The following is a 24,214-nucleotide window of genomic DNA, read 5'->3' on the forward strand; positions in this document are numbered from 1 at the left end:
GGCGGAGGGGGCCGCCGGCTTAAAGCAAGGGATCATTCAAGGGAACACTTACTCTGATAGCCTGCGGCGGGGTTAGTTCAGCCATTTTCAAAAAAAGATGTTACCTAATGTATCCGCTCATAACCTGACATAGAAAGCGCCGCGTAACCCGCTCAAATGCGGCTCTCTTCTTCGCGATGAACGTCGACCCAAACGAAACGGTCGGCGTTCAATTCGCGCTCGCCGTCGAAACGGTACGCCACCAGCCGGCCATACTTCACCGCGCTGTAATCCAGACACGCGATGTTGCGCGCGGGCAGCGCCGGAATCCCCTCGCACCAGTAGTGGCCGATGAACAGCGCCCGCTGCTCGGTATCATAATAGCCAAGCCCTTCGCGCTCGGCCTCGCTCAGCGGCCGGGTTTCCAGATGATCAGGCAGGTTGTCCGGCTGAAACACCACGTCGCCCCAGCGCTTGGGGTTGGCGGCCCAGAAGTGGGCGCGAAAGCTTTTGCGCGTAAAGCCGTCGCCGGAGTGAATCGCGACGCCCTCGGGCAGCGCAATGCTCGGCCCGCGGGTGAGCCGGTCGACGATGGCAAACGCCTCGGTGGACGAATCGGCCGACTCCTCGAGCAGCTCGTCGGTTAGACACGCGTTGGGCGAACGCTTCTTGAGCGCCTCGATCAGCGCCGCATCCCAACAGGCGTGCACCACGCGAAAGTCGTCGAACTCCAAAAACAGCGGCAGCGTCTTGAACCAGGCGAGCGTGTCCTCCCACTCGTTGGTGTGGTCGCGGTACTGATAGAGCGTGTCGGCAATGATGCGGTTGTGGCGCGGCGAGTGCTCGCGCAGCCAGCGTCGGTCGCTTCCCTTCGGAGCGGGATGAGTATAGGCCAAGGCGTGGTGCTCGTGATTGCCCATCACGATATAGGCCTCACCTTCGTCGACCATGCGCCGGGCGATCTGTACCGCCAGGCGAATACGCGGGCCGCGGTCGATCAAATCGCCCAGAAAGACGGCCTTGCGCGTCGGGTGACGGTACACCCCGGCGCGCTGTTCGTAGCCCAGCTTTTCGAGCAGCGCCGAAAGCGTCGCCCCGCAGCCATGGACGTCGCCAATGAGATCGTACCCTTGGCTCATCAATCCCCCAGCCGATGACTCCAGCCCAGCTTGCTGCGCAGGATGTCGTAAAAATTGTGCCCCAGCGGGTGAACCAGCTGAACGCGGGCTGGCTTGCGGGTGATCACCAGCACATCGTCGGGCTTGGCCACCGCCCGGGTCTGGCCGTCGCAGCTGATATGCGGGTAGGTGTGGTTGGTTTCGCCGATATGAATACGGATTTCGCTCGCCGCGTCTATCACGATCGGCCGGCTCGAAAGCGTGTGGGGAAACATCGGTACCAGCGTCACGACATCGAGTTTGGGATGCATGATCGGCCCGCCGCCGGAGAGCGCGTAGGCCGTCGAGCCGGTAGGTGTGGCGACGATCAGCCCGTCGCTTCGCTGGCTGTAGACGAAGCGGCCGTCGACGAAGAGCTCGAATTCGATCATGCGCACCGCCTTGCCCGGATGCACCACCACTTCGTTGAGCGCGTCGCCCTTACCCACCGCCACGCCGTTGCGGTAGAGCACGGCGTCGAGCAAAAAGCGCTCTTCGACCTCGAACTGACCCGCCAGCACCTCGCCGACCCGGGCTTCGAGCTCGTCCGGGGAGATATCGGTGAGAAAGCCCAGCCGCCCGCGGTTGACGCCCAGAATCAGGGTGCCGCTTTGGCACAGCGAGCGCGCCGCGCCCAGAAGGCTTCCGTCGCCGCCAACCACGATCACCAGGTCGCAGCGCTCGCCGAGCACGCGACGGCTGGTTTCCGGCTGGCCGTGATCGGGAATCATCGTGGCGGTGCGGTCCTCGACCAGCACGCGATAGTCGTGTTCGACCAGATACGTCACCAGCCGCGAAAGCGAATCGACTACCTTGTCGCTGCCGAGCCGGCCGATCAGGCCGATCGTATTGAACGGTCTTTCGACCGTCGCATTAGTCGTGCAGGAAGTGCTGGTTGGCGTGGTGGGCATGGGGGGCTCTCACTGTCGTTATCGCCCATTATGAAGACCCGCCCGCACGCGGGCAAATCCGGCGCCTTGTTTATCCGATACTTACCGGCCGTCAGGCTCGAATAGCGAACGCTAGTCGGCTCAGGCGCGCTCGGGCGTGCCGGTAGGCCGGCGACGCTTGAGCCACCACTGATTGAGCCAGAGCGAGGCGACGATGATCAGCCCGCCAAGTGCCAGCCGCCCAAGCTCCGCGTCGCGGTTCCAGATCACCAGGTTGACGATCAGTCCCGCCGGGACCAGCGCGTTGTTCATGATCGCAAGCGTGCCCGCATCGACCCGGGTCGCGCCCTGGTTCCAGGCGAAGTAGCCAACGCCCGAGGCCGCAAGCCCGAGCCAGGCGAGTACGCCCCATTGAAGCGTCGTGGTGGGAAGGGCCGCCGCGTCGCCGAAAAGCAAAAAGACGGGAAGCGCGACGATCAGCGCGCCGATGAAGAACCAGCCAAACACGTGGTGCCAGGCAAGCGACTGCGACTGCCTGGCGGCTAGCCGGCGATACCCCACCTGGCCGATCGCAAAGCTCAAATTCGCGCCCTGCACCACCAAAAAACCGAGCCAGAAGCCGCTGTCCACGCCCTGGTAGCGAATCACCGCCGCGCCGATCACCGCAAGCGTAGCGGTAACCAGATAGATCGGCGTAAAGCGTCGAAAGAGCAGGTCATCGAGCAGCGCGATATAGATTGGCGTGAGCACGGTGAACAGCACCACCTCGGGCACCGAGAGCAGCAAAAAGGAGTGATAAAGAAAGGTGTACATGACGCCGAGCTGAAGCGCCCCCAGCGCCATCAGCGTGAAGCGGTCGCGCCAGTTCAAGAGTTTAGGGCGCAAAAACGGCAAAAACACGAGCAGCGCCAGTGACACCCGCACTAGCACGGCGAAGTAGCTGTCCACCTGCCCGGCCAGGTAGACGCCGATCAGCGAAAACGAAAACGCCCAAAGCGCCGTAACGCCAACGAGACACCCCATGGTCAACCTCATGAATTATTAAAAGTTGACGGGATTATACGGCGCTCTGGATAAAGGTAAAGCCTGGTATTCGACGCGCGGCGCCCGGCACAAGCGCTCGTCAGCGGCGAAGCACCCATGCCAGCGCGTAGATGACGCCGGGCAGCCAGCCCAAAAGCGTTAGCGCCAGCGCGATCACTACGCGCTTGGCACCGCCGCCGGCAAGCCCGATACCCAGCGGCGGCAGCAGCACCGCCAGCGCCGCGTAGGCGCCCTTGAGCCCGGCGGGCTCCTCGATGGGGGCTTTAGCGGGGTCGCTTGCTGGCGATTTGACGTCAGGCGTCGGCGCCGCCGCTTTTTCGGGCTCAGCGGGTTCGGGGGTGAAGTGCTCGACGGCGGATGGCCTGGCGGGCGCGCTCGCCGCTTCGCGCTCGAGCGGTGCATGTTGCGCTTTCTTCTCGCGGCGCTCGCGCTCGACGGCCTTGCGGTGCGCCTCCTTATCTATTTTCTGCTCGAGGGTATCGGCGTCGTCCGCCAAGTCCTCGTGGTAGCGCTCCCAGTCTTCCCAATCGTGGGGCGTGCCGGATTTGGGCCGCCCGTCGCCGGCGCCCCTGGCCCGCGCCCAGGCTTTCTCTTCCAGCGTATTGGGCCGGTCCGGGTCGCGCTCGACGCCAACGCCTTTACGGTTCATGTATTCGCGGGCATCCATAGTCGGCTCCACTCTTGTGTCAATTGGGTCGATACCGGCGCCTTACCGCTTTTAGCGCGAGCGCCTGATCAATGCAGACCAGTCAAAATAGCAGTAGTATAGGCAAGCCAAAAAAAAACCGCTGCCAGAAGGCAGCGGAAGCAAGGGATCGAAAAAGAAGCCAGTACAACACTTCTAGCGGCTACTGTCGCAAGGATGCGGTCGTAGCGAAGGCTATAACGCGTTGCCTGTACACTATCTGACAGCGATTTGGTAAAAAGTTCTCAACGGGGCAAAATTTTCTACCTGCAAACGGGCGACGGCCGCGTTCGAACCGGTAAGGAGCACGAGTAATGGCGCTTTATTTATTGGTGCTTGGCGTTTGTTTGCTGGTGATCGGTTCGGTACTGATCATTTTGATGACGACCAGTACCCCGCGCTATCGCACCGAGCCCAAGGATTTGCTCGCGCTATTCGACAAGGCGCTCGAAAGCCGGGTCAGCGAAACCGAGTGGAACGCCATGATCGGCTACCCCATTCGTCACGACGAGTATCTCGACGGTGTGCGCCGCCGGGCATCACAGCTCATGGAAGAGTACGGCCGGCGCTGGCAGATCGCCCAGGGCAAGCCGCTGCTCAACACGGCGGGCCAGCAGGAGCTTCAAGCACTGCGCGATCATCTGGCCGCGCACACTGCCCTTCGCCAACGCTAACGTCCCGCTTCGCGAGGAGTCGTCAATGCTTAGCACCATTCGCCAACTGCCGCTTTCGAGCGCGGTCAAGAGCCACGCTCACGACTTCCACCAGATCGTGATTACGCTCTGCGGCTCCTCGACCTTTGAAATCGAGGGCCTCGGCGGGCGGGTCAACGCGTTTTCGGGCTGTCTTGTGCCCGCCAATCATGAGCACTACTACTCGGGCCAGGGCTACAACCGTCAGCTCATCTTCGATATTCCCGATGACGCCCCGGCGCTGACCGGCGAGCACCGCGAACTGATCGCGCTGTTCGACGCGCCGCGTTTTTTCGCCCTCGACGGCGCGCTTCGCCATTACCTGGCCTTCGTTGAAAGCGAACTCGATCACGGCTTTTATGGCCAGGCGCTGGAGCAGCAGCCCGACCGGGTCGTCGCGACCCTACTCGGCGCACTGAAGGCGCGCCTGGCCACTCCCCTGCCGGCTTCGCGCCGCCAGCTGGATTTGGCACCGATCGACCGCTTCATCACCGCAAGGCTCGCCGAACCCTTGAAGGTGGCGGACCTCGCCCGGCTTGCGTGTCTGAGCGAGGCCCACTTCTCGGCGCGCTTTCGCACCCAAACCGGGCTTTCGCCTTGGCAGTACGTTCGTCAAAAGCGCCTGAGCGCGGCGCGCGAGCTGGTCGCCCAGAGCCGGCTGGCACTCGCCGATATCGCCGTGCAAACCGGCTTTGCCAACCAAAGCGCGCTTTCACACGCCTTTCGCCGGCGTTACGGCTGCTCGCCGCGGGCGCTGCGCAATCAGCTGAGTACGCCTGCGCCCGGCGCGGCGGCGCCCAGCGCGGCGTCTGTCGGTGCCTCACCTCACGCCACGCTCGACGGATGGCGATAAGCCAACGACACTGAGCCCAGAGCGTCATGTCAGCGACACGACGCCGCGCTTTCCGTGAAATCGACACGTTTTGGCGCGAAACTGACATACACCCACTCGCCCAGCGCTCTACATTCGAGCGTCATCGGGCGTACCGCTCGGCCGTTTTCCACCTACCAACTCCCGGGGGCCAAAATGCTCAACGCCAAAAAAATGCGCGACCCTGCCGTGTGGCAAACCGATCTCGATTCGCTTTTGAAGACCGTAAGCGATCACTACATCGTCGATGAAGACCACTACGTTGCCGAGTTGATCAAGGTGCTGGACGCCGGGCGCGAGGATTTCGAACGGATCGGCGCCAATACCGCGGAGCTTGTTCGCGACGTGCGTAAAATGGACACCGCCGTCGATACCATCGACGAGCTGCTACAGCAGTACAGCCTGGATACCCACGAGGGCCTGATGCTGATGTGTCTGGCCGAGGCAATGCTGCGCATTCCGGACAAGGCCACGGCGGACGCGCTGATCGAAGACAAGCTGGGACCGGCGGACTGGCAGTCCCACGTCGGCAAGAGCGAGTCCTGGATGGTCAACGCCTCGACCTGGGGGCTACTGATGACCGGTCGCGTGCTCAAGCTCGACCACCCGCGCGAAGGCCAGCCGGCGAACTTCATCAACCGCCTGGTCAACCGCATGGGCGAGCCGGTGATTCGCCGCGCTATGGTCGAGGCGATGAAGATCATGGGCAAGCAGTTCGTGCTCGGGCGCGACATCGATGAAGCGCTCAAGCGTTCGAAGCCGCTGTTCAACAAGGGCTACACCTACTCCTACGACATGCTGGGCGAGGCCGCGCGTACCCGCGACGATGCCAAGCGCTACTATGACGACTACGCCAAGGCCATTGAAGCCGTCGGCAAGACCTCCCAGCGTCTGGATGCCAAAACGCCGAAGCCGTCGGTGTCGATCAAGCTCTCCGCGCTGCACCCGCGCTACGAATTCGGCCGCCGCGAGCAGGTGCTCGCCGAGCTCGTCGATACCGTGGTCAAGCTGGTCCGCCGCGCCCGCGAGCTCGACGTGGCGCTGACCATCGACGCCGAAGAAGTCGATCGCCTGGAGCTTTCGCTCGAGGTGTTCCGCGCCATTTACGAAAGCGACGCTGCTCGCGGCTGGGGCCATTTCGGCCTCGTGGTTCAGGCCTACTCCAAGCGCGCGCTGCCGGTGCTGCACTACCTAAACCGGCTGGCCGACGAGCAGGGCGACGAGATTCCGCTTCGCCTGGTGAAAGGCGCCTACTGGGACAGCGAGATCAAGGAGTCACAGCAGCTCGGCGTCGACGGTTACCCGGTCTACACCCGCAAGGCGTGCACCGACGTGGCGTACCTGGCCTGCGCGCAGTTTCTGCTCAGTGACGACACCCAAGGGCGCATCTTTCCGCAGTTCGCCACCCATAACGCCCACACCGTGACCGCGATCGTCGAGCTCGCCAACGTCGGCAGCCGCGCTTTCGAGTTCCAGCGCCTGCACGGCATGGGCGAGGCGCTTTACGACGCCGCCCTCACCCGCGCCCCACAAGGCACGTATTGTCGCATCTACGCCCCGGTCGGTGCCCACAAGGACCTGCTGCCTTACCTGGTGCGCAGGCTTCTGGAAAACGGCGCCAACTCCTCGTTCGTGCACCAGCTCGTCGACCCGGACGTGCCGGTGGAGTGGCTTTGCCAGCACCCGGTCGAGACGCTCAAGCAGTACGATACCTATACCAATACCCGCATTCCCGCCCCGCGCGACATCTATGGCCCGAAGCGCAAGAACTCGCGCGGCGTGAACCTCAATATCCGAAGTCATCATGATCCGCTCAAGGAGAAGATGGCCGCGTTCATGGATAAGCAGTACACGGTCAAACCGCTGCTGGCCTTCGACATCGAAGATGACGCGGCGGCGACCCACGAAGTCAAGGTGCCCTTCGATCGCTCCCTGAGCGTGGGTAGCGTGCAGTGGACGAACAAGGAGCAGGCGGCCAAAGCGCTGGATGCCGCTTGGGCCGCGTTCCCACGCTGGGACGATACGCCGGTTGCCGAGCGCGCCGCGATGTTGCGCCGGCTGGCGGATCTCATGGAAGAGCACATGCCGGAACTGATGACGCTATGCTCGCGTGAAGGCGGCAAGCTTCTGACCGACGGCGTCGACGAGATCAAGGAAGCGGTGGATTTCTGCCGCTACTACGCGATGCGCGCCGAGGAGTCCTTTGGCGAAGTGATCGAGCTGCCTGGCCCGACCGGCGAGTCCAACCGCCTGAGCATGGGCGGCAAGGGCGTGTTCGCCGCGATTAGCCCGTGGAACTTCCCGGTGGCGATCTTCTGCGGCCAGATCGTCGCCGCTGCGGTCGCCGGCAACACGGTGCTCGCCAAACCCGCCGAGCAGACCTCGATCATCGCCCACCGCGTCGTCGAGCTCATGCACGAGGCCGGCATCCCGCGCGACGTAGTGCAGCTTCTGCCTGGCGACGGCCCGACCGTGGGCAGCGTGCTGAGCGGCGATCCGCGCATTACCGGCGTGGTATTCACCGGCGGCACCGACACCGCGCAACTGATCAACCGCTCGCTCGCCGCCCGCGAAAACGCGCCGCTGCCGACGCTGATCGCCGAAACCGGCGGCATGAACGCGATGATCGTGGACTCCAGCGCGCTGCCGGAGCAGGTCGTGGTCGACGTGATCCAGTCCGCTTTTCAGAGCGCCGGCCAGCGCTGTTCGGCGCTGCGCGTTCTCTACCTGCAGGACGATATCGCCGACCGGGTCATCGAGATTCTCAAAGGCGCGATGAACGAGCTGCGCATCGGCGACCCGCGCGAACTTGGTACCGACGTTGGCCCGGTGATCGACGAAGACGCCCGCGAAGGGCTGATGGCGCACATCGAGAAACTCAAGGGCGAGAACCGCCTGGTCGCCGAAACGCCGATGGCGGCTCAGTACACCCAAAACGGCACTTTCGTGGCGCCGGTGGCCTTGACCATCGACAGCATCGAGGCGCTCGAGCGCGAGCAATTCGGCCCGGTGCTGCACATCGTGCGCTATAAAGCCCGCGACATCGAAAAGGTGATCGATACCATCAACGCCCGCGGCTACGGGCTCACCTTCGGCGTGCACAGCCGTAACGAGTCGTTCGCCGCCCACGTCGCCAAGCGTATTCGCGTCGGCAACGTCTATATCAACCGCAACATCATCGGCGCGGTGGTGGGCGTGCAGCCCTTCGGCGGCCAGGGGCTTTCCGGCACCGGCCCGAAGGCGGGCGGCCCGCACTACCTGCAGCGCTTCGTGACTGAGAAAACCGTCACCAACAACACGGCGGCGCTGGGAGGCAACGCGTCGCTGCTGGCATTGGGTGACGAGTAACGTGTGATGAATAGCGCGTGATGAATAACGCGTGACGAATAAAAACCTTGACCTTCACCCCCTCAGGGGGTGAAGTAAAATTGACCGCTCGGCCGGCGAATCGCTTTAGAGTCGATAACAATAAGCCGCGCCGATCTTTTGTTGGTACCAAAAAGGGGAACTTCCATGGCTATTGGCGTTTGGATCAGTCTTTTCGCTTATTTTGCGCTAATGGTGGGCATCGGGCTCTACGCCATGCGCACCTCGACCTCCACCTCCGAGGATTACGTGCTCGGCGGGCGAACCTTGAGTCCGAAAGTGGCCGCGCTCTCCGCCGGCGCCTCGGACATGAGCGGCTGGTTGCTGCTGGGCCTTCCCGGCGCGATGTTCGTCTCCGGGCTGGGCTCGGCCTGGATCGGCATCGGGCTGTTCGTAGGGGCGTTTTTCAACTGGCTGCTGGTCGCACCACGCCTGCGCGAGCAGACCGTGCACTACGGCAACGCCATCACCATTCCGGCGTTTTTGGCTAATCGCTTCCCAACCCGGGCGCTGTCGCTGCGCACAGTGTCGGCGATCGTCATCGTGGTGTTTTTCGCGGTCTATACCGCGTCGGGCCTGGTCGCCGGCGGGCGGCTTTTCGAGAGCGCGTTCGCCGGGGTAATCAACCTGGGCGGGTTCAGCGATTACGGCACCGGGATCATCATCACCCTCGGCGTGGTACTGGTGTATACCGTGGTCGGCGGCTTTCTCGCGGTCAGCCTGACCGACTTCGTGCAGGGCTGCATCATGATGCTGGCGCTGATCATCATGCCGGCGGTGGTGCTGTTCGGCGAAGGCGGCGGCGGTTTCACTCAGGCGTCGCAAACCCTCAACGAGGTCGATCCGACGCTGCTCTCCTGGACGGACGGGCTAACCTTCATCGGCTGGCTCTCTGCGGTCACCTGGGGGCTTGGCTACTTCGGCCAGCCGCACATCATCGTGCGCTTCATGGCCATTCGTAGCCTCAAGGACGTGCCGATCGCGCGTAACATCGGCATGAGCTGGATGGCGGTATCGCTGATCGGTGCGGTGTCGCTGGGTATCTTCGGGCGCGCCTATGCCATTCGTAACGGCATGGACGTGGAAAACCCGGAGACGATCTTCATTATCCTCGCGGACCTGCTCTTCCACCCGCTGATCACCGGCTTCCTCTACGCGGCGCTGCTGGCGGCGGTGATGAGTACCATTTCGAGTCAGCTGCTGGTCGCCTCGTCGTCGCTGACCGAGGACTTCTACCGGCTGTTCCTGCGCAAGGAGGCCTCCGAGAAAGAGACCGTGACCGTGGGCCGGGTGAGCGTGGCACTGGTCGGCATCGTGGCGGCGATCATCGCCTCCGATCCGGATTCTCAAGTACTGGGGCTGGTAAGTAACGCCTGGGCAGGCTTCGGTGCGGCCTTCGGCCCGCTGATTCTGCTGTCGCTGATGTGGTCGCGCACCAACGGCGCCGGCGCCATTGCCGGCATGGTGGTCGGTGCGGTGACCGTGATGCTCTGGATCACGCTGGGCTTCAACGCCGAGTTTCTGGGCGGGCCGGGCATCTACGAGATCATCCCGGGCTTTATCGCCTCGTTCATCGCGATTCTGGTGGTCAGTAGCGCCACTCGCGATGCCGGCGAGTATCGCCATATCGAACGCTAAGCGCTCAAGCGCGAACAAGGCCACCTTCGGGTGGCCTTTTTTGTACGCCGTCGCTTAAGTCGTTGAGCCAGATCAAAAACGCCCTCTTCCGCGAGCGTTACGCTGTGCAAACGGTGTCAACGCTAAACGTCACGTTATCATGAGGGAAGCATCATGGGTCGACTCTGGACTACCACTATCACTGCCGCCGGATTCGCCGCGGCTGCCATCGCCACCAGCAGCCCGGCGCTAGCCTATGGCCAGGGCGATTTCTTCACCCGCATCGGGGTCGCCAAGGTCGCGCCCAAGAGTGATAACGGCACGCTCGATACGGCGCTGGGCGACCTGAACGTCGACGTCGAGGACAAGTCGGGCTTCGCCTTCACCCTCGGCTACCGTTTTCACGACAAGCTCGGCGTCGAACTACTGGCCGCCCTGCCCTTCGAGCACGACGTTCGCTTGAACGACGACAATATCGCCTCGACCAAGCACCTGCCACCGACGCTGACACTGCAATACTACCCGCTCGGCGGCACCCAATCGCGAGTTCAGCCCTACGTGGGCGCCGGGATCAACTACACCCGTTTCTCCAGCGAGGAAGTGGATATCGACGGCGTAAGCCTGGATCTGGACGATAGCTGGGGCGCAGCGGGCCAGGTCGGGCTCGATTTAATCATCGACGAGCATTGGACCCTCAACGCCGCGGCCTGGTACTTGGATATCGAAAGCGACGCGACCGTGGCGGGCAGCGCGGCGGGAAGCATCGACATCGACCCGGTGGTGGTCATGGCAGGGCTTGGCTACCGCTTCTAGCGCAGAGTCCATTCAAGCGCTTGCAAAAAAAGCCCGACGCTTTGCGCCGGGCTTTTGGCATGCCTGTACTTGCAAACAGATAAGCTTTTAAACAGATAAGCTTTCAAACAGACAAGCGGCGTGTCTAGCCTTCGGTCACGACCTTGTCGACGCGCTCGACCGCCTGAACGACCAGCAGTTGATCGCTTGCGCGCACCTTCTCCTGCTGAAGATAGGCGGCGACCGCCGGGGCGACCTCGCACTTTGCCGGCATCCGCGCCTTGGCCTCGACCAGCGCGTCGAGTCGTGCGATGAAGACAAAGCGTAGCCACTGCGGCAGCGACATGGTATCGACGCAAAACGGCTGGCGGCTTTCGAACGCCGGGGCGTCCGGGGTGGGCATACGCCAGAGGCCGGCCGCCTTCATCGCGGCTTCGAGCTCGCGCAGCGACTGGTGAAGCGATGGATGTACGCTCATAAGCTCCTGGGGAGTCGGTGCATGAACGTGCCATTATCGCCTTTTCACGCCCGCGTTGCCATGATGGCGAGCATCGCTTTGCGGCCACTTTTACGGTTATCCACGGATTCACAGAAAACCTGCAAGAGGCTGTGGATAAACTATGGAAAGGTGACGAGACGCTTACGGCGATGGGCGCCGGAGCAAGTTGTTCAATTTTTGATCATCAAGAGGTGTTGGCGCGCAAACTCCGGCTGACACTTGGGGCCGCTCAAGGTAGAGTGCCCCTTCGCGAAAGGAAAGGATCACATGCAAGCACTGAATACCCTGGACGAGTTCTTTGAGCGAAGCGGCGCCGAGGTGGCCATCTACCACATGGGACGACGCGTCACCGCCTGCCCACGAGAGACGCTGGCCGCCTTCGAGCGCGGTGAACTGGCCTGGCCCGTGCCCTGGCAGGGGCAAGCGCGCGTGGCCATCGCGTTTCGCATCGGTGACATGACCGAGCCCGCGATCTGGTTTCTCGCCTTTGCCCTCGACGAACAAGGCATGCTGTCGCCGGCTTCCCGCGATGGCTTTTTGAACCGCTTGGTAGAAACCTTGGGGCGCAACGTGGCAAACCCTGGCCTAGCCGAGGCCAGCAGCGAGCACTTCATGCAGGACAACCCGCTGGCCTTTACCCCGAGCTTGCCGTTTCAGGCCATGCTCAACGCCCGCGCCACGTTTGATCAGAATCTTCCCGCCAGCCAGCACTTCGAGCCGGTGGAGGCTTACCTGAGCGGTCAGCAGGCCATCGACTGGCAGGCGTTGGGCCTTCAAGGCATTGCCGACTACACTGTGCGCAGCGATGCGCCCACTCAGCAACGCCTGGCCGACGCGATCATGGCAAAGCAGTTTGAGCGCGACGTGATTCGCCCACTCTGTCTGTGCCTGGAGCACTGCGCGCTCGACGAGCGGCTGGTAATGGCGCTGATCGAGCGCGGCGAGCGCGCTGCCAGCGAAGGCGATGTCGAAACGCTATGCGCCTGCGTCCGCGCGGTCGGCGCAAGCGAAAGCGCCGCCGTAGGGCGCTGGTATCTGGCGCTGCTCGAGGACACGGCGGCGTGTGGGCCCGATGTGCTGGCGGCGATCGCCGGGCGCGGCTGGGAGTGGCTCGAGGACGCCGAACGGCTGCCGCTGTTTCTGAATCGCCTGGCGGCGCGCGACGATACCGACTTCAACGTCGCGGTGCGCGATATCGCGCTGATTCCGCGGCTGCGGCTTCTGGTCCTCATGACGCTGCGCGATGCCCCCGAGGGCAGCGCCGTACAATCGCGGCTGGCGAACTTGGCCCCGCGCCACTAACGTTAATGAAGCCTGTCGTTAATTGAAGTCAGTCGTTCATCAAGTCAATGGTTGAAGCCAATCCGTTTTCTTAGCGATACCGGGGCCTTATTGGAATTCGACCCGGGTCTATAACCCGGGCGAGCAAGGAGTGATCGTGAAGGAACTACCTTATCAGGCGAAAGCCGTCATTGGGCGTCGCGAAATGGTGACGCTCCCGGAACTTGGCCTGCATCTTTGCTGCAAGGCCGATACCGGCGCGCGCACCTCGGCGCTTCACGCCGAGGAGATCACGACCGAAGAGGACGAACACGGCCAGCTATGGATAAGCTTCGTTACTCATAGCGGCGGCCCCACCACGCCCTCGCACCGCTATACGCTCCATTTGCACGACCGGCGCCGCGTCACCAGCTCCAACGGCCACAGCGAGTGGCGCTACGTGATTCGCACACCGGTGGTACTGGGCGAGCTCAACTTCCCCGTCGAGCTAACGCTTACCGACCGCAGCAATATGCGCCATCCGATGCTACTGGGTCGTCGCGCCATGCGCCGCCTGCTGGTCGCACCTGGCGCCGCTTTTCTGCACGGCGAACCCTAAACCTGCACCTCTTATCGTGATCCGAACCGGAGTCCTGTATGCATATTGCCCTGCTTTCGCGTAACCGCAACCTCTACTCGACTCGCCGGCTCGTCGAGGCCGCCGAGGCCCGTGGCCATACGGCCCGCGTGGTCGACACCCTGCGCTGCTACATGAGCATTGCCGCTCACCACCCATCGATTCACTACAAGGGTGCCGAGATCGAGCGTTTCGACGCGGTCATTCCGCGTATCGGCGCCTCGGTCACCTTCTACGGCTGCGCGGTGCTTCGCCAGTTCGAGATGATGGGGACCTACGTGGTCAACGACTCGGTGGCAATCACCCGCTCGCGCGACAAGCTGCGCTCGCTGCAGCTGCTCTCACGCAAGGGCCTCGGGCTTCCGATCACCGGCTTTGCCCACTCGCCGGATGACATTCCCGATTTGATCACCATGGTGAAAGGCGCGCCGCTGGTGATCAAGCTGCTCGAAGGAACTCAGGGGATCGGCGTGGTACTCGCCGAGACCAACCAGGCCGCGGAGTCGGTGGTGCAGGCGTTCATGGGTATGAAAGCCAACATCATGGTGCAGGAGTACATAAAGGAGGCCAAGGGCGCCGACATACGCTGCTTCGTGATCGGCGACAAGGTGGTAGCGGCGATGAAGCGCCAAGCCGCCGAAGGCGAGTTTCGCTCCAACCTGCACCGTGGCGGTACCGCCAGCGTCATCCGCATTACGCCGGAGGAGCGCTCGACGGCAATCCGCGCCGCCAAGGCGATGGGGCTTCAGGTCGCAGGTGTCGATCTTCTGCGCGCCAACCACGGCCCGGTGATCATGGAGGTCAACTCCTCGCCCGGGCTTCAGGGTATCGAAACCGCGACCGGCAAGGACATCGCCGGGCTGATCATCGAGCAAATCGAGAAAAACGCGGCGCCGTCGCGCAAGGCCCCGCCCAAGCCTAAAGGTTAAGGCATAACCGCTAAAATAATCCGCTCAAGGGGTGGCAAATCCAAGCCACCCCCGCCACAATTTGCGTCACCGAAGGAGGTAGACGCTCATGTTTCTTGATAATCGCCAAGTGGCGATGGACAGCGTGCTGGAAGCGCTGGCCGACAGTATTGACTATTTCCAGGATAACCTTGAACGCCTGCGTCCTTCGCTGCGTGACAGCCTCAAACCGTACTACGCCGCCAGGCTCAAACAGATGCGCCAGCTGCAGTCGCTTGCGCGTACCCACCTCAAGATGCTGCCTCGCGATGCCGACGTCGAACGCGACGATTTTCTATGGCTTTGGAGTCGGCTAAAAAGCTTCGTGGGCAACGACAGCCAAGTGCTGATCAACGAGCTACTGGAACAGGAGCGGGTGCTGATGCAGGCGCTCTCCACACTCTTCACCCACCCACTGCCCGAGCCGATCGAACCGGTGATCGATGCGGCGATGAAAGCGTGTCGCGAGCTGATTCGCGAGCTCTACAGCTTGCAAAAGCAGCGCGCCAAGCGCTGATCGGCGGTTTTAAGCGTTTACCGAGCGGGCTTCTTCGGTGTATCCCGCTCGAGCATTGCACTGTCCTCTTGAAGCGCGGTGCCTTTCAAGGAAAGCTCGACCGGCAGCCGATAGATGAGCGGTACGTAGCCGGCTTCCTGCGCTTCACCTGAGCCTATCTCGATGGGCTCTGCCGGGCCGAGAAAGTGCGGTGCGCGCCCCCAAAGGTAGAGATCGCCCAAGGTAGCCACCCGGGCGGCGACTTCGCGAAGGCGCAGGCGCCACTCCCCTGCCGCGCGGCGCTGCTCCGCCACGCACCCCGTGACCTCCATTCCCAGCGACCGGCCGATGTAAACCGCCCGCGGCAGATGCCAGCTTTGGGTCACCAGCACCGCTTCGTCGAGCTGAAAAACGCTCTTCGCCCGCGCCAGGGTGTCGTAGGTACTGAAGCCGGCGAAATCCAGCGTCATCTGCGTGGAGGGAACGCCGCGGCGGTGAAGGTCGCGCCACATGGCCCGCGGCTCGTTATAGGCCTGGGTGCGGTTGTCGCCGGAGAGCAGCAGGTGATTGACGCGCTCGCGCGCGATCAAATCCGCGGAGGTGCGCATGCGGGCGTTGAAGTGCGGATTTCGAAGCCCGCTGCGGGTCCAGTTCGAAGTGCCGAACACCACCGCCACGTCACCCGGGCGGCACTGGGCCACGGGCCGGTCGATATAGCGGGCGGTGCTGGCCAACACCCAAAAATTGCCGGCTATAAACACGAATGCCGCCAGCAGCAAAAGCGCTGCCAGCGACATCAGTAGCCACTTGATCGTCCGTCTCACGAGACTAGCCATCCAGCGCCCCGGCCGCCTTAAAACATGCCGAGCTCAAGCTTGGCCTCGTCGCTCATCATGTCCCGACTCCAGGGCGGGCTAAAGACGATCTCGGTGTGTACCTTCGAGATCTGCGGCGCGCCGAGAATCTTGCTGCGCGCGTCGGCGGCGATCACCTCGCCCATACCGCAGCCCGGCGCCGTTAGCGTCATGCGGATAGTCACCATGAGTTCGCCGCTAATCAAACGATCGAAGCGGCAGCCGTAGACGAGCCCCAGGTCAACGATATTGACCGGAATCTCCGGGTCGAAGCAGGTGCGCAGCTGTTCCCAAACGAACGCTTCGATCTCTGCTTCAGTTGCCGACTCGTCAAGCGTCGGCGTAGGCAGCGATTCGAGCCCCAGCGCGTCCAAGTGGCGCCCCTCGATCAGGTAGAGCCGCCCTTCGAAGCCCACGCTGACCGTACTGCCCTTGGCCTGCATGACGCTGACCTCACTGTCCTCGGCCAGCGTCTGGGTCGTGCCGAAGGGAATCGCGATCGCCTCGACGTCACGCTGCAGCGGCAGTTTCTGACCGCGGGTCAGGCTTGCGACTTGCTCGATATCCATAGGCGTTATCTCACCATTTTAATGACACGTTCGAGCGCCGCCACGAACGTGTCGACCTCCTCGAGCGTATTATACGCCGCAAAGGAGGCGCGGCACGTCGCCTCGACCCCGAAATGGTGTAAAAGCGGCTGCGCGCAGTGGTGGCCGGTGCGAATGGCAACGCCGAGCTGGTCGATCAAAAGCCCGATGTCCTGGGAGTGCGCGCCATCGACGACGAAAGATAGCACCCCGGCCTTGTTCGGCGCGGTACCGATGATGTTGAGCCCGTCGATCCGGCTGACCCGCTCTGTGGCGTGGGCCAGAAGCACGCTTTCCCACTGACCGATCGCCTGGATACCCACGCCTTCGACCCAGCCAAGCGCCTCGCCCATGGCGATCGCCTCGGCTATCGGCGGCGTGCCGGCCTCGAACTTGTGCGGTGGCTCGGCGAAGGTGGTGCCCGAGGGCTCGAAGGAGACGGTCTTGATCATCTCGCCGCCGCCCTGCCAGGGCGGCATGGCGTCCAACAGCGCTTTTTTGGCGTAGAGCGCGCCAATACCGGTGGGCCCGTACACCTTATGGCCGGAGAAGGCATAGAAATCGGCGTCCAGATCTTGCACGTCGATTGCCTGGTGCGGCGTCGCCTGGGCGCCGTCGACCAGAATCAGCGCGCCCTGCTGATGGGCCAGCCGCGCCATCTCCTTGATCGGGTTGATCGTGCCCAGAGCGTTGGAGACGTGGTTCACCGCCACGAGTTTGGTGCGCTCGCTCAGAAGCGACCGGTAGGCGCGAATATCGAGCGCGCCGCGCTCATCCACCGGAATCACCTTCACCGTGACGCCGCGCTCCGCGGCCAAAAGCTGCCAGGGCACGATGTTGGAGTGGTGCTCCAGCATCGAGATCAGCACCTCGTCGCCAGCCTGGAGGTTCTGGCGCCCCCAGCTCTGCGCCACCAGGTTGATCCCTTCGGTGGTACCGCGGGTGAAGACGATCTCGCGACGGTCCGCAGCGTTCAAAAACGCCTGGACGCGAGCGCGGGTACCTTCGAAGGCTGCCGTTGCCTCGTCGGCCAGCGTATGCAAGCCGCGATGGATGTTGGCGTTATAACGTGAGTAGTAATCGTTGAACACCTCGATCACTCGCGTCGGCGTCTGGCTGGTCGCCGCGTTATCCAGATACACCAACGGCTTGCCGTGAACCTCGCGCGCGAGTATCGGAAACTCATCGCGCAGCGCCTTCAAATCGAAAGGCGCCTGGACGGCAGGACGCGCATCAATGGCGGTGTCAGGCATGGCTCGCTCCTTGGTGATTAAGCGCTTACTCGTTGAGAGCGGCGGCGATTTCAACCAGCCCCGCCAGGTTGAAGCGCTCGGGCAGCTTGCCCGCCACGGCGAGCTCGACGCGTTCGCTGATTTCATCGAGCGTGACCTGCTCGAGTACTTCACCGGCGAAGGCAAGCGTCAGAAGACCGCGCGCGGTGGCCTCGTCGATGCCGCGGGTACGCAGGGCGTAGACCGCCTCTTCGTCGAGCTGGCCGGTCGTGGTGCCGTGAGAGCACTTGACGTCGTCGGCGTAGATCTCGAGCTCCGGCTTGGCATCGATATGGGCGCGATCCGACAGCAACAGGTTTTGGTTGCTCTGAAAGCCTTCGATCTTCTGGCTGTCGCGTTTGACGTAAACGCGGCCGTTGAACACGCCGTGGGCGCGGTCGCCAAGGATGCCCTTGTAGTTCTCGTTGGAGAACGTCAGCGGCGCGTTGTGGTTCACCTTGGTGTGGTTGTCCACATGTTGGCGACCCTGGCCGAAGAACAGCCCGTACAGGTTGGTATAGGCGTTTTCGCCGTTGATATCAGCGATGATGTCGTTACGCGTCAGCGCCCCGCCCAGGTTCAGATTATACGAGGTGTAGACGCTGTCGCGGCTCTGCTCCACGTGAATGCTCGCCACGTGAAAATCGCCAAGCGGCGCTTCCTGAAGCTTGTAGTGATTCAGAATCGCGCCGCGATCGAGCATCAGCTCCGCCACCACGTTGGTAAAGTTGGCGGCATTTGCGTCGCCGGCGTAGTGTTCGATCACCGTCGCTTCACTACGACCGCCGGCCTCGACGAGAATGCGCGGGTGGCACATGACCGCCTCGCCTTCGCGAGAGAGAAACTGCAGGATGATCGGCTTTTCGACCACGGTATTAGGTGCGATGCGCACCACCGCCCCCTCTTCCATGAACGCCGTGTTGAGCGCGGCGAAGGCCGAAAAGTCGACGCTAGTCAGCCGACCAAGCGGCCCGCCGACCGCTTCGTGATTCTCTTCCAGGGCTTTCGAGAGCGGCAGCACCTGAACGCCCTGGGGCAGCGTATCGATATCGGAAAGCTTCGGTGCGAACACGCCGTCGACGAAACACAGGCGATGCGCCTCGATAGGCAGTGTCAGCGTTGCCGCTTGGGCCTGGGAGAAATCAAAATCGTCGGCAAGTTTGAAATTGCCCTGAGCGATGGCGCGCACGTCAGTGTACTTCCACTCCTCGTCACGGCGGGTGGGAAAGCCCATCGCCTCGAAGCGGGCCGCGCCCGCTTGGCGGCGGGCGGCGATCCAGCTTGGCTCGCCACTGTAGTTGACGCTGCGCGTTTTTAGCGTATCCAAAAACGTCTGGGTATCGCTCATGCCACGGACTCCTCGATACCTTCGTATCCGTTCGCCTCGAGCTCTTTAGCAAGCTCTGCGTCACCGGTCTTGACGATGCGGCCGTTGACCAGAACGTGCACTTTATCCGGCACGATGTAGTCGAGCAGGCGCTGGTAGTGCGTGACCAGCAAAATGGCACGCTCCTCGGCGCGCAGGCTGTTCACGCCGTCGGCCACGACTTTCATGGCGTCGATATCGAGACCTGAGTCGATCTCATCGAGCATCGCCAGTTTCGGCTGAAGCACCAGCATTTGCAGGATTTCGTTACGCTTTTTCTCGCCGCCGGAGAAGCCTTCGTTGACCGCGCGCTGCAGAAAGCTTGCGTCCATTTTCATGAAGCCGAGCTTCTCTTTAACCAGCTTCATGAACTCGGGTGCGGGCATTTCGCCTTCACCGCGAGCAGCGCGCTGGGCGTTGAGCGCCGACTTCAGCAAATAGATGTTTTTGACCCCCGGGATCTCGACCGGGTACTGGAAACCGAGCAGCAGGCCCGCCTGGGCGCGCTCTTCGATCTCCATCTCCAGCACGTCCTTGCCTTCGAACGTGATGCTACCCTGGGTCACTTCATAGCCGTCCTTGCCGGCGATGACCGCCGACAGGGTCGACTTGCCGGCGCCGTTGGGGCCCATAATGGCGTGAACTTCGCCGGCGTTGATGGTCAGCGTCAGGCCTTTGAGGATTTCGTTGCCTTCGACGGTGACGTGTAAATCGGTAACTTCCAACATGGTAATAACCCTTCAAAATCCAGCGAGTCGCAGGTGCGACGCTTAATAAACAGGTAGTGGCGAAAAATGGTGGCGTAGGCGCTTAGCCTACCGCGCCTTCCAGCGTCACGTTCAAAAGCGCCTCGGCTTCGACGGCGAACTCCATTGGCAGCTCCTGGAAGACGTCCTTGCAGAAGCCGTTGACGATCATGCTCACTGCGTCCTCTTCACTGATACCCCGGCTCTGGCAGTAGAAGAGCTGGTCTTCGCCGATCTTCGAGGTCGTCGCTTCGTGCTCGATCTTCGCGGTGGAGTTGCCGATCTCCTGGTACGGGAAGGTGTGCGCCCCGCAGGTATCGCCAATCAACAGGGAATCGCACTGGGTGAAGTTACGCGCGCCCTTGGCTCTGGGGCCGATCTTAACAAGCCCACGGTAGGACTGATCGCTACGCCCGGCTGAGATGCCCTTGGCGACGATATAGGAGCGCGTGCCCTCGCCCACGTGGATCATCTTGGTACCGGTATCCGCCTGCTGACGGCCGTTGGTGACCGCCACGGAGTAGAACTCGCCGATGCTGTCCTTGCCGCGCAGCACGCACGAGGGGTACTTCCAGGTGATCGCCGAACCGGTCTCGACCTGGGTCCAGCTGATGCGCGCGCGATCGCCGCGGCACTCGCCACGCTTGGTGACGAAGTTGTAGATACCGCCCACCCCGTTCTCGTCGCCGGGGTACCAGTTTTGCACGGTGGAGTACTTAATGTAGGCGTCATCGAGCGCCACGAGCTCGACCACCGCGGCGTGGAGCTGATTCTCATCACGCATCGGCGCGGTGCAGCCCTCGAGATACGACACCGTGGCCCGGCTTTCGCAGACGATAAGGGTGCGCTCGAACTGGCCGGTATTGGCGGCGTTGATACGGAAGTAGGTCGAGAGCTCCATCGGGCAGGTCACGCCTTCCGGTACGAACACGAAGGAGCCGTCGGTGAACACCGCCGAGTTGAGCGCAGCGAAGTAGTTGTCCGCCTTGGGTACGACGGTGCCCAGGTACTGCTTGACCAGCTCTGGATAGTCGCGAATCGCCTCCGAAATCGAGCAGAAGATCACGCCCGCCTCGGCCAGCTGCTTTTTGAACGTGGTCGCCACCGATACCGAGTCGAACACCGCGTCCACGGCGACGCCGGCAAGGGCCGCCCGCTCGTGTAGCGGAATGCCGAGCTTCTCGTAGGTCTCCAGAAGCTTCGGGTCGACCTCATCGAGACTCTGCGGCATGTCTTCCGGGCGCTTCGGCGCGCTAAAATAAGAGATCGCCTGGTAGTCGATCGGCGGGTAGTCCAGATGCGCCCAGGAGGGCTCTTTCATCTTGAGCCACTGACGGTAGGCGTCTAGGCGCCACTCAAGCATCCACTCCGGCTCGCCCTTCTTATTGGAAATAAAGGCGATGGTGTTTTCGTCCAAACCAGGTGGCAGCGTGTCGCTCTCGATGTCGGTCACAAAGCCATCTTTGTATTCGCGACGAACCAGCTGTTCCATCTCTTCGCTTGCCATGGTCGTACCCTCCAGGCCGTTGGGTGGCGAGCCTGCTCGCCGTCCATAAAGTTAACGCCTTTGCGTGTCTTAAGCAGACACCGCCGACAGGCTGATCGTTTGAATAGGTAGCGCAATGGGCAGTTTGATCGGCGAGGTATCCGCCAGGTGCGAAAGCGTGACGCTTTCCAGCAGCGTGCGCAGCGCAATCGACACCCGCTGCCAGTTGTCGGACACGCCGCAGCTGCCCGCAAGCTCGCACTCGCCTTCGGCGTGGCTACACTCGGTCATCGCTACCGGCCCTTCGATGGCGGCGATGATGTCCGCCGCGGTGATTTTGGAGGCGGGACGCGCAAGCCGGTAGCCGCCCTGGGCGCCGCGCTGCGAGGTCAAAAGCCCCGCCTTCACCAGCATTTTGAGCGTTTTGCTCACCGTGGGGTGAGGCAGATTGACGGTGCCGGCCAGATCCGCCGCCGCGTGCGGCGTTTCCGGGTGACGGGCAATTTGCGCCATCACTACCGCCGCGTAATCTGTCAGTCGAGAAAGCTTTAGCATTAGGGCTCCCGATGGGGGTCGCTTTCGATTGAGGACCATTTTAGTCCTGTATGAAAATGATGTGAAGCCCCGCACTACCCTATTCAACGAAAAGCGGCGTTTTCGCGCACGTTCGCCGCCAATCGAATCAAAAAGCCAATCATTCTCATTTGTAAGCAATATCTAGCCCACGCAAAAAGGCCCGCCGAATGGCGGGCCCTGTATCGCTTGAATCAGGCTTTCTTGACGAACTGCGACTTGAGCTTCATCGGGCCGATCCCTTCGACCTTGCAGTCGATGTCGTGGTCGCCGTCGACCAGGCGAATGTTCTTGACCCGGGTGCCAACCTTGACCACCGAGGAGCTCCCCTTGACCTTCAAATCCTTGATGACCGTGACGGTATCGCCATCGACGAGCGGGTTGCCGTTGGCGTCGCGGACCACGCTTTCAGCCTCCGCCTCGGTCTCGCCGGTTTTGGACCACTCGTTACCGCACTTCGGGCAGACATACTGCAGGCCGTCGTCATAAGTATAGGCGGAATTACAGGCGGGACAGTTGGGCAGCTCGCTCATCAAAGGCTCCATCGTGGGAAAACAAAGCGAAGGAGCCTACACAAATTGTGCTCGTGGCACCAGCACTTAGGGTCTGTCTGAAAAGTCGGCGAGCGAAGGCAAGACAAGGCAAAAATTGGCGAAGAAACGGAGTTTACGATGTGTAAATGAGTATTCTGAGCCAATTTTTAACGCCGTATTGTCGAGCGCAGGCACTTTTCAGACAGGGCCTAGCGCTGGTAGGTGCCGACCAGGCGGTTCATGCCGAGAAGATGCGGCTCGATCTCGGTGAGCAGCTCGGACAGCGTCAGCCCTTCGGCCAGCGAGGTCTCTTGATCCAGCGCCAGCACCCAGAAGTAATAGAGGTGCTTACCATGATTTTCCGGCGGCATGGGGCCGGCGTAACCGGGCTTGTCGAAGTCGTTGTTGCCGGCGGTGCCGACGGTGGCGCTGTCGGGAAGCTCCGAAAGATCGCCGGGCAGGTTGTATAAAAGCCAGTGAACGAACCCGTAGCCGCCGTTTTTGACCAGCGGCGCATCCGGGTCATGGCAGATCACCGCAAAGCCTTTCGTGCCTTCCGGCGCGCCCTGCCAGGCAAGCGCCGGCGAGACATCGTCGCCTTCACCGGTGTACTGGGCCGGTATCGGCTGGTGATCGGAAAAAGCGGGGCTGATGACTTGCATTGTGGATAGCGCAAAGGCCATGTGAAAGCTCCTTTAAGTGTCGTCCGTGTATGCGGGCGCCGCCCCGCGTTCAGTACGTGGCCGGCAGCGCCAGCGCGTCGGCGTGCTGCTGCTGCCACTGGCGAGCCGCGGCCACGTTGTCGGCGTTGGTGTTTGGGTCGAGCGCCCCATTGAGGGTAATGGCGTCACCGCGGGTTCTGGCCATCAAAAGCGGGTCCTGAGTGGCGAGTTCCAGGGCGTAGAGCGCGAGCATCAGCTCGTACTCATCCCGAGTGTCGAGGCGCGCCAGCAACAGCGGCACCGCGGGCAGACCGATCTCGCCAAGCTTTTCGGCGGCGACAAAGCGTGGCCCATTGCTGCCCGACGCAACGAAGCGCGTGTCCGACAGCCGGCTGACAAAATACGCGGCGCGCTCTTCGGGGCTGGTGGCCAGCGGCGGCTCCCAGTAAATATCGGTCATGCCGTAGCGAGGCATCGCCGTGTAGCCAGTACTTGCGCTGGGTGGCGCCTCTGGCGCTGCCGCCGGCGTCGCGGGTGGTGGCGTACGTCCTGCGCAGCCGGCCAGTAAAGTGGCGGCGGCGAGCGCCACGACCGCGCTTGCGCGTTTTCCCATGTTCATCACGATTTTCCAGGCCCTTCTCTCATGTCAAGACGCAGCGATCGGATTAAAGCCGCCGATCATGACGACCAGCGCCCCTGGCGCTTGAGGCGTTTTTCGACCCAGTGGTCATAGTAGCGGCGAAGCCCCTGTTTGATGCCGGGCAGGCCGATAATATACGCCCCCGGCACCAGCCAGGGAATACGCTTCATCAGCAGCCGATAGGCGTCGATACCTTCGATGAGGCGGCCGTTTTTGAGCTCGATGTGCAGCGAGCGCAGCGCGGTGTCCCGCGCAACCCCGTGTGCCTTGAGCGTCTGCTCGTACTCGGTGACGTCGCACCACGCGATATCGTCGCCCCGCCGCCCGGCCAGGCGTTCGAAAATTCGCCGGTCCTTGCGACAGCTCGGGCACTGGCCATCGTAAAAGACCCGAATGCGGCCACGCTTGATGTCTCGAAGCTCGTCGTTTTGAAGTTCGTTCATGAAGAAACCGCTCTGCGTCGAGCCTTTAGTCTGGCACTCCTTTGGAACAACGCAAGCCGCGGCACCAGATCGGCTGACCCTGCGGGTGGCGCTTTTGCGGCCGGAGCGTGTAGCGTAGCGC

The 24,214-nt window shown here is 62.4% G+C and carries 25 protein-coding genes; 9 read left to right on the forward strand and 16 right to left on the reverse strand.

The genetic code is table 11. The features are described 5' to 3' along the window. Positions 1–152: 152 nt before the first annotated feature. From ACGLWX_RS17620 to ACGLWX_RS17635, 4 genes are all read right to left on the reverse strand, one after another. Positions 153–1,118 (reverse strand): metallophosphoesterase, encoded by a 966-nt coding sequence (locus tag ACGLWX_RS17620; protein ID WP_396241697.1) that lies wholly within the window; start codon positions 1,116–1,118, stop codon positions 153–155. Beyond that, positions 1,118–2,047, reverse strand: coding sequence for an NAD(+) kinase (locus ACGLWX_RS17625; protein WP_252109728.1), 930 nt, complete (start codon positions 2,045–2,047; stop codon positions 1,118–1,120). The genes ACGLWX_RS17620 and ACGLWX_RS17625 overlap by 1 nt, the downstream gene beginning before the upstream one ends. A gap of 120 nt (positions 2,048–2,167) precedes the next feature. Beyond that, entirely contained in the window at positions 2,168–3,049 is an 882-nt protein-coding gene (locus ACGLWX_RS17630; RefSeq protein WP_396241699.1) for a carboxylate/amino acid/amine transporter, read from the reverse strand. 100 nt (positions 3,050–3,149) lie between these two features. Then, a complete protein-coding gene (locus ACGLWX_RS17635; protein WP_396241701.1) occupies positions 3,150–3,737 on the reverse strand; it encodes a YqaE/Pmp3 family membrane protein in 588 nt (195 codons plus the stop codon). 332 nt (positions 3,738–4,069) lie between these two features. On the opposite strand from ACGLWX_RS17635, the gene ACGLWX_RS17640 reads away from it, so the two are divergent. The 5 genes from ACGLWX_RS17640 (at position 4,070) to ACGLWX_RS17660 (ending at position 11,114) form a co-directional block, all read left to right on the forward strand. Continuing rightward, the gene (locus ACGLWX_RS17640) at positions 4,070–4,429 is read left to right on the forward strand and encodes a hypothetical protein (RefSeq protein ID WP_396241703.1); all 360 of its coding nucleotides are present in this window, start codon (positions 4,070–4,072) and stop codon (positions 4,427–4,429) included. Positions 4,430–4,454: 25 nt separating this feature from the next. Next, positions 4,455–5,300 (forward strand): helix-turn-helix domain-containing protein, encoded by an 846-nt coding sequence (locus ACGLWX_RS17645; protein ID WP_396241705.1) that lies wholly within the window; start codon positions 4,455–4,457, stop codon positions 5,298–5,300. 174 nt (positions 5,301–5,474) lie between these two features. Then, positions 5,475–8,666, forward strand: a complete 3,192-nt coding sequence (putA, locus tag ACGLWX_RS17650) for a bifunctional proline dehydrogenase/L-glutamate gamma-semialdehyde dehydrogenase PutA (RefSeq protein WP_396241707.1) — start codon at positions 5,475–5,477, stop codon at positions 8,664–8,666. Positions 8,667–8,831: 165 nt separating this feature from the next. Then, positions 8,832–10,322, forward strand: coding sequence for a sodium/proline symporter PutP (gene putP / locus ACGLWX_RS17655; protein WP_252109734.1), 1,491 nt, complete (start codon positions 8,832–8,834; stop codon positions 10,320–10,322). Between the two features lie 153 nt (positions 10,323–10,475). Then, a complete protein-coding gene (locus ACGLWX_RS17660; protein ID WP_396241709.1) occupies positions 10,476–11,114 on the forward strand; it encodes an OmpW family protein in 639 nt (212 codons plus the stop codon). A gap of 124 nt (positions 11,115–11,238) precedes the next feature. On the opposite strand, the gene ACGLWX_RS17665 is transcribed toward ACGLWX_RS17660, so the two are convergent. Further along, a complete protein-coding gene (locus ACGLWX_RS17665; protein ID WP_263586815.1) occupies positions 11,239–11,571 on the reverse strand; it encodes a YqcC family protein in 333 nt (110 codons plus the stop codon). A gap of 288 nt (positions 11,572–11,859) precedes the next feature. On the opposite strand from ACGLWX_RS17665, the gene ACGLWX_RS17670 reads away from it, so the two are divergent. From ACGLWX_RS17670 to ACGLWX_RS17685, 4 genes are all read left to right on the forward strand, one after another. Beyond that, a complete protein-coding gene (locus ACGLWX_RS17670; protein WP_396241711.1) occupies positions 11,860–12,894 on the forward strand; it encodes a DUF3549 family protein in 1,035 nt (344 codons plus the stop codon). A gap of 136 nt (positions 12,895–13,030) precedes the next feature. Continuing rightward, on the forward strand, positions 13,031–13,471 hold the full coding sequence (locus tag ACGLWX_RS17675) for a RimK/LysX family protein (RefSeq protein ID WP_252109738.1): 441 nt from the start codon (positions 13,031–13,033) through the stop codon (positions 13,469–13,471). 38 nt (positions 13,472–13,509) lie between these two features. Then, positions 13,510–14,418: a 30S ribosomal protein S6--L-glutamate ligase gene (gene rimK, locus ACGLWX_RS17680; RefSeq protein WP_252109739.1), complete on the forward strand. Its 909-nt coding sequence runs from the start codon at positions 13,510–13,512 to the stop codon at positions 14,416–14,418. An 88-nt stretch (positions 14,419–14,506) separates the two neighbouring features. After that, the gene (locus ACGLWX_RS17685; protein WP_252109740.1) at positions 14,507–14,953 is read left to right on the forward strand and encodes a hypothetical protein; all 447 of its coding nucleotides are present in this window, start codon (positions 14,507–14,509) and stop codon (positions 14,951–14,953) included. 17 nt (positions 14,954–14,970) lie between these two features. Here ACGLWX_RS17685 and ACGLWX_RS17690 read toward each other — a convergent pair whose 3' ends face one another. The 11 genes from ACGLWX_RS17690 to ACGLWX_RS17740 form a co-directional block, all read right to left on the reverse strand. Continuing rightward, a complete protein-coding gene (locus ACGLWX_RS17690; protein ID WP_396241713.1) occupies positions 14,971–15,768 on the reverse strand; it encodes a vancomycin high temperature exclusion protein in 798 nt (265 codons plus the stop codon). Positions 15,769–15,785: 17 nt separating this feature from the next. Next, entirely contained in the window at positions 15,786–16,355 is a 570-nt protein-coding gene (gene sufT, locus ACGLWX_RS17695) for a putative Fe-S cluster assembly protein SufT (RefSeq protein ID WP_252109742.1), read from the reverse strand. Between the two features lie 5 nt (positions 16,356–16,360). Continuing rightward, the gene (locus tag ACGLWX_RS17700; protein WP_396241715.1) at positions 16,361–17,626 is read right to left on the reverse strand and encodes a SufS family cysteine desulfurase; all 1,266 of its coding nucleotides are present in this window, start codon (positions 17,624–17,626) and stop codon (positions 16,361–16,363) included. Between the two features lie 25 nt (positions 17,627–17,651). After that, the gene (sufD, locus tag ACGLWX_RS17705) at positions 17,652–18,992 is read right to left on the reverse strand and encodes a Fe-S cluster assembly protein SufD (RefSeq protein ID WP_396241717.1); all 1,341 of its coding nucleotides are present in this window, start codon (positions 18,990–18,992) and stop codon (positions 17,652–17,654) included. Next, the gene (gene sufC / locus ACGLWX_RS17710; protein WP_252109745.1) at positions 18,989–19,738 is read right to left on the reverse strand and encodes a Fe-S cluster assembly ATPase SufC; all 750 of its coding nucleotides are present in this window, start codon (positions 19,736–19,738) and stop codon (positions 18,989–18,991) included. The genes sufD and sufC overlap by 4 nt, the downstream gene beginning before the upstream one ends. Before the next feature lie 82 nt (positions 19,739–19,820). Continuing rightward, positions 19,821–21,263, reverse strand: a complete 1,443-nt coding sequence (sufB, locus tag ACGLWX_RS17715) for a Fe-S cluster assembly protein SufB (protein ID WP_396241719.1) — start codon at positions 21,261–21,263, stop codon at positions 19,821–19,823. Positions 21,264–21,332: 69 nt separating this feature from the next. Then, a complete protein-coding gene (locus tag ACGLWX_RS17720; RefSeq protein ID WP_252109747.1) occupies positions 21,333–21,797 on the reverse strand; it encodes an SUF system Fe-S cluster assembly regulator in 465 nt (154 codons plus the stop codon). Positions 21,798–22,009: 212 nt separating this feature from the next. Then, positions 22,010–22,348, reverse strand: a complete 339-nt coding sequence (locus tag ACGLWX_RS17725) for a zinc ribbon domain-containing protein YjdM (protein WP_396241721.1) — start codon at positions 22,346–22,348, stop codon at positions 22,010–22,012. Positions 22,349–22,557: 209 nt separating this feature from the next. Next, on the reverse strand, positions 22,558–23,031 hold the full coding sequence (locus tag ACGLWX_RS17730) for a YbhB/YbcL family Raf kinase inhibitor-like protein (RefSeq protein ID WP_396241723.1): 474 nt from the start codon (positions 23,029–23,031) through the stop codon (positions 22,558–22,560). A gap of 49 nt (positions 23,032–23,080) precedes the next feature. Then, on the reverse strand, positions 23,081–23,629 hold the full coding sequence (locus tag ACGLWX_RS17735; protein WP_396241725.1) for a hypothetical protein: 549 nt from the start codon (positions 23,627–23,629) through the stop codon (positions 23,081–23,083). Positions 23,630–23,688: 59 nt separating this feature from the next. After that, complete coding sequence (locus ACGLWX_RS17740; RefSeq protein WP_396241727.1) at positions 23,689–24,093, reverse strand: thiol-disulfide oxidoreductase DCC family protein; 405 nt, start codon at positions 24,091–24,093, stop codon at positions 23,689–23,691. Positions 24,094–24,214: the final 121 nt, after the last annotated feature.

The organism is Halomonas sp. HMF6819 (genome assembly GCF_044335525.1).
Lineage (GTDB): Bacteria > Pseudomonadota > Gammaproteobacteria > Pseudomonadales > Halomonadaceae > Vreelandella.

Bases quoted from the DNA above. Each gene is read 5' to 3' on its own strand.
- ACGLWX_RS17620 (WP_396241697.1), bottom strand. From the start codon at position 1,118: ATGAGCCAAGGGTACGATCTCATTGGCGACGTCCATGGCTGCGGGGCG.
- ACGLWX_RS17625 (WP_252109728.1), bottom strand. From the start codon at position 2,047: ATGCCCACCACGCCAACCAGCACTTCCTGCACGACTAATGCGACGGTC.
- ACGLWX_RS17630 (WP_396241699.1), bottom strand. From the start codon at position 3,049: ATGGGGTGTCTCGTTGGCGTTACGGCGCTTTGGGCGTTTTCGTTTTCG.
- ACGLWX_RS17635 (WP_396241701.1), bottom strand. From the start codon at position 3,737: ATGGATGCCCGCGAATACATGAACCGTAAAGGCGTTGGCGTCGAGCGC.
- ACGLWX_RS17640 (WP_396241703.1), top strand. From the start codon at position 4,070: ATGGCGCTTTATTTATTGGTGCTTGGCGTTTGTTTGCTGGTGATCGGT.
- ACGLWX_RS17645 (WP_396241705.1), top strand. From the start codon at position 4,455: ATGCTTAGCACCATTCGCCAACTGCCGCTTTCGAGCGCGGTCAAGAGC.
- putA (WP_396241707.1), top strand. From the start codon at position 5,475: ATGCTCAACGCCAAAAAAATGCGCGACCCTGCCGTGTGGCAAACCGAT.
- putP (WP_252109734.1), top strand. From the start codon at position 8,832: ATGGCTATTGGCGTTTGGATCAGTCTTTTCGCTTATTTTGCGCTAATG.
- ACGLWX_RS17660 (WP_396241709.1), top strand. From the start codon at position 10,476: ATGGGTCGACTCTGGACTACCACTATCACTGCCGCCGGATTCGCCGCG.
- ACGLWX_RS17665 (WP_263586815.1), bottom strand. From the start codon at position 11,571: ATGAGCGTACATCCATCGCTTCACCAGTCGCTGCGCGAGCTCGAAGCC.
- ACGLWX_RS17670 (WP_396241711.1), top strand. From the start codon at position 11,860: ATGCAAGCACTGAATACCCTGGACGAGTTCTTTGAGCGAAGCGGCGCC.
- rimK (WP_252109739.1), top strand. From the start codon at position 13,510: ATGCATATTGCCCTGCTTTCGCGTAACCGCAACCTCTACTCGACTCGC.
- ACGLWX_RS17685 (WP_252109740.1), top strand. From the start codon at position 14,507: ATGTTTCTTGATAATCGCCAAGTGGCGATGGACAGCGTGCTGGAAGCG.
- ACGLWX_RS17690 (WP_396241713.1), bottom strand. From the start codon at position 15,768: ATGGCTAGTCTCGTGAGACGGACGATCAAGTGGCTACTGATGTCGCTG.
- sufT (WP_252109742.1), bottom strand. From the start codon at position 16,355: ATGGATATCGAGCAAGTCGCAAGCCTGACCCGCGGTCAGAAACTGCCG.
- ACGLWX_RS17700 (WP_396241715.1), bottom strand. From the start codon at position 17,626: ATGCCTGACACCGCCATTGATGCGCGTCCTGCCGTCCAGGCGCCTTTC.
- sufD (WP_396241717.1), bottom strand. From the start codon at position 18,992: ATGAGCGATACCCAGACGTTTTTGGATACGCTAAAAACGCGCAGCGTC.
- sufC (WP_252109745.1), bottom strand. From the start codon at position 19,738: ATGTTGGAAGTTACCGATTTACACGTCACCGTCGAAGGCAACGAAATC.
- sufB (WP_396241719.1), bottom strand. From the start codon at position 21,263: ATGGCAAGCGAAGAGATGGAACAGCTGGTTCGTCGCGAATACAAAGAT.
- ACGLWX_RS17720 (WP_252109747.1), bottom strand. From the start codon at position 21,797: ATGCTAAAGCTTTCTCGACTGACAGATTACGCGGCGGTAGTGATGGCG.
- ACGLWX_RS17725 (WP_396241721.1), bottom strand. From the start codon at position 22,348: ATGAGCGAGCTGCCCAACTGTCCCGCCTGTAATTCCGCCTATACTTAT.
- ACGLWX_RS17730 (WP_396241723.1), bottom strand. From the start codon at position 23,031: ATGGCCTTTGCGCTATCCACAATGCAAGTCATCAGCCCCGCTTTTTCC.
- ACGLWX_RS17735 (WP_396241725.1), bottom strand. From the start codon at position 23,629: ATGAACATGGGAAAACGCGCAAGCGCGGTCGTGGCGCTCGCCGCCGCC.
- ACGLWX_RS17740 (WP_396241727.1), bottom strand. From the start codon at position 24,093: ATGAACGAACTTCAAAACGACGAGCTTCGAGACATCAAGCGTGGCCGC.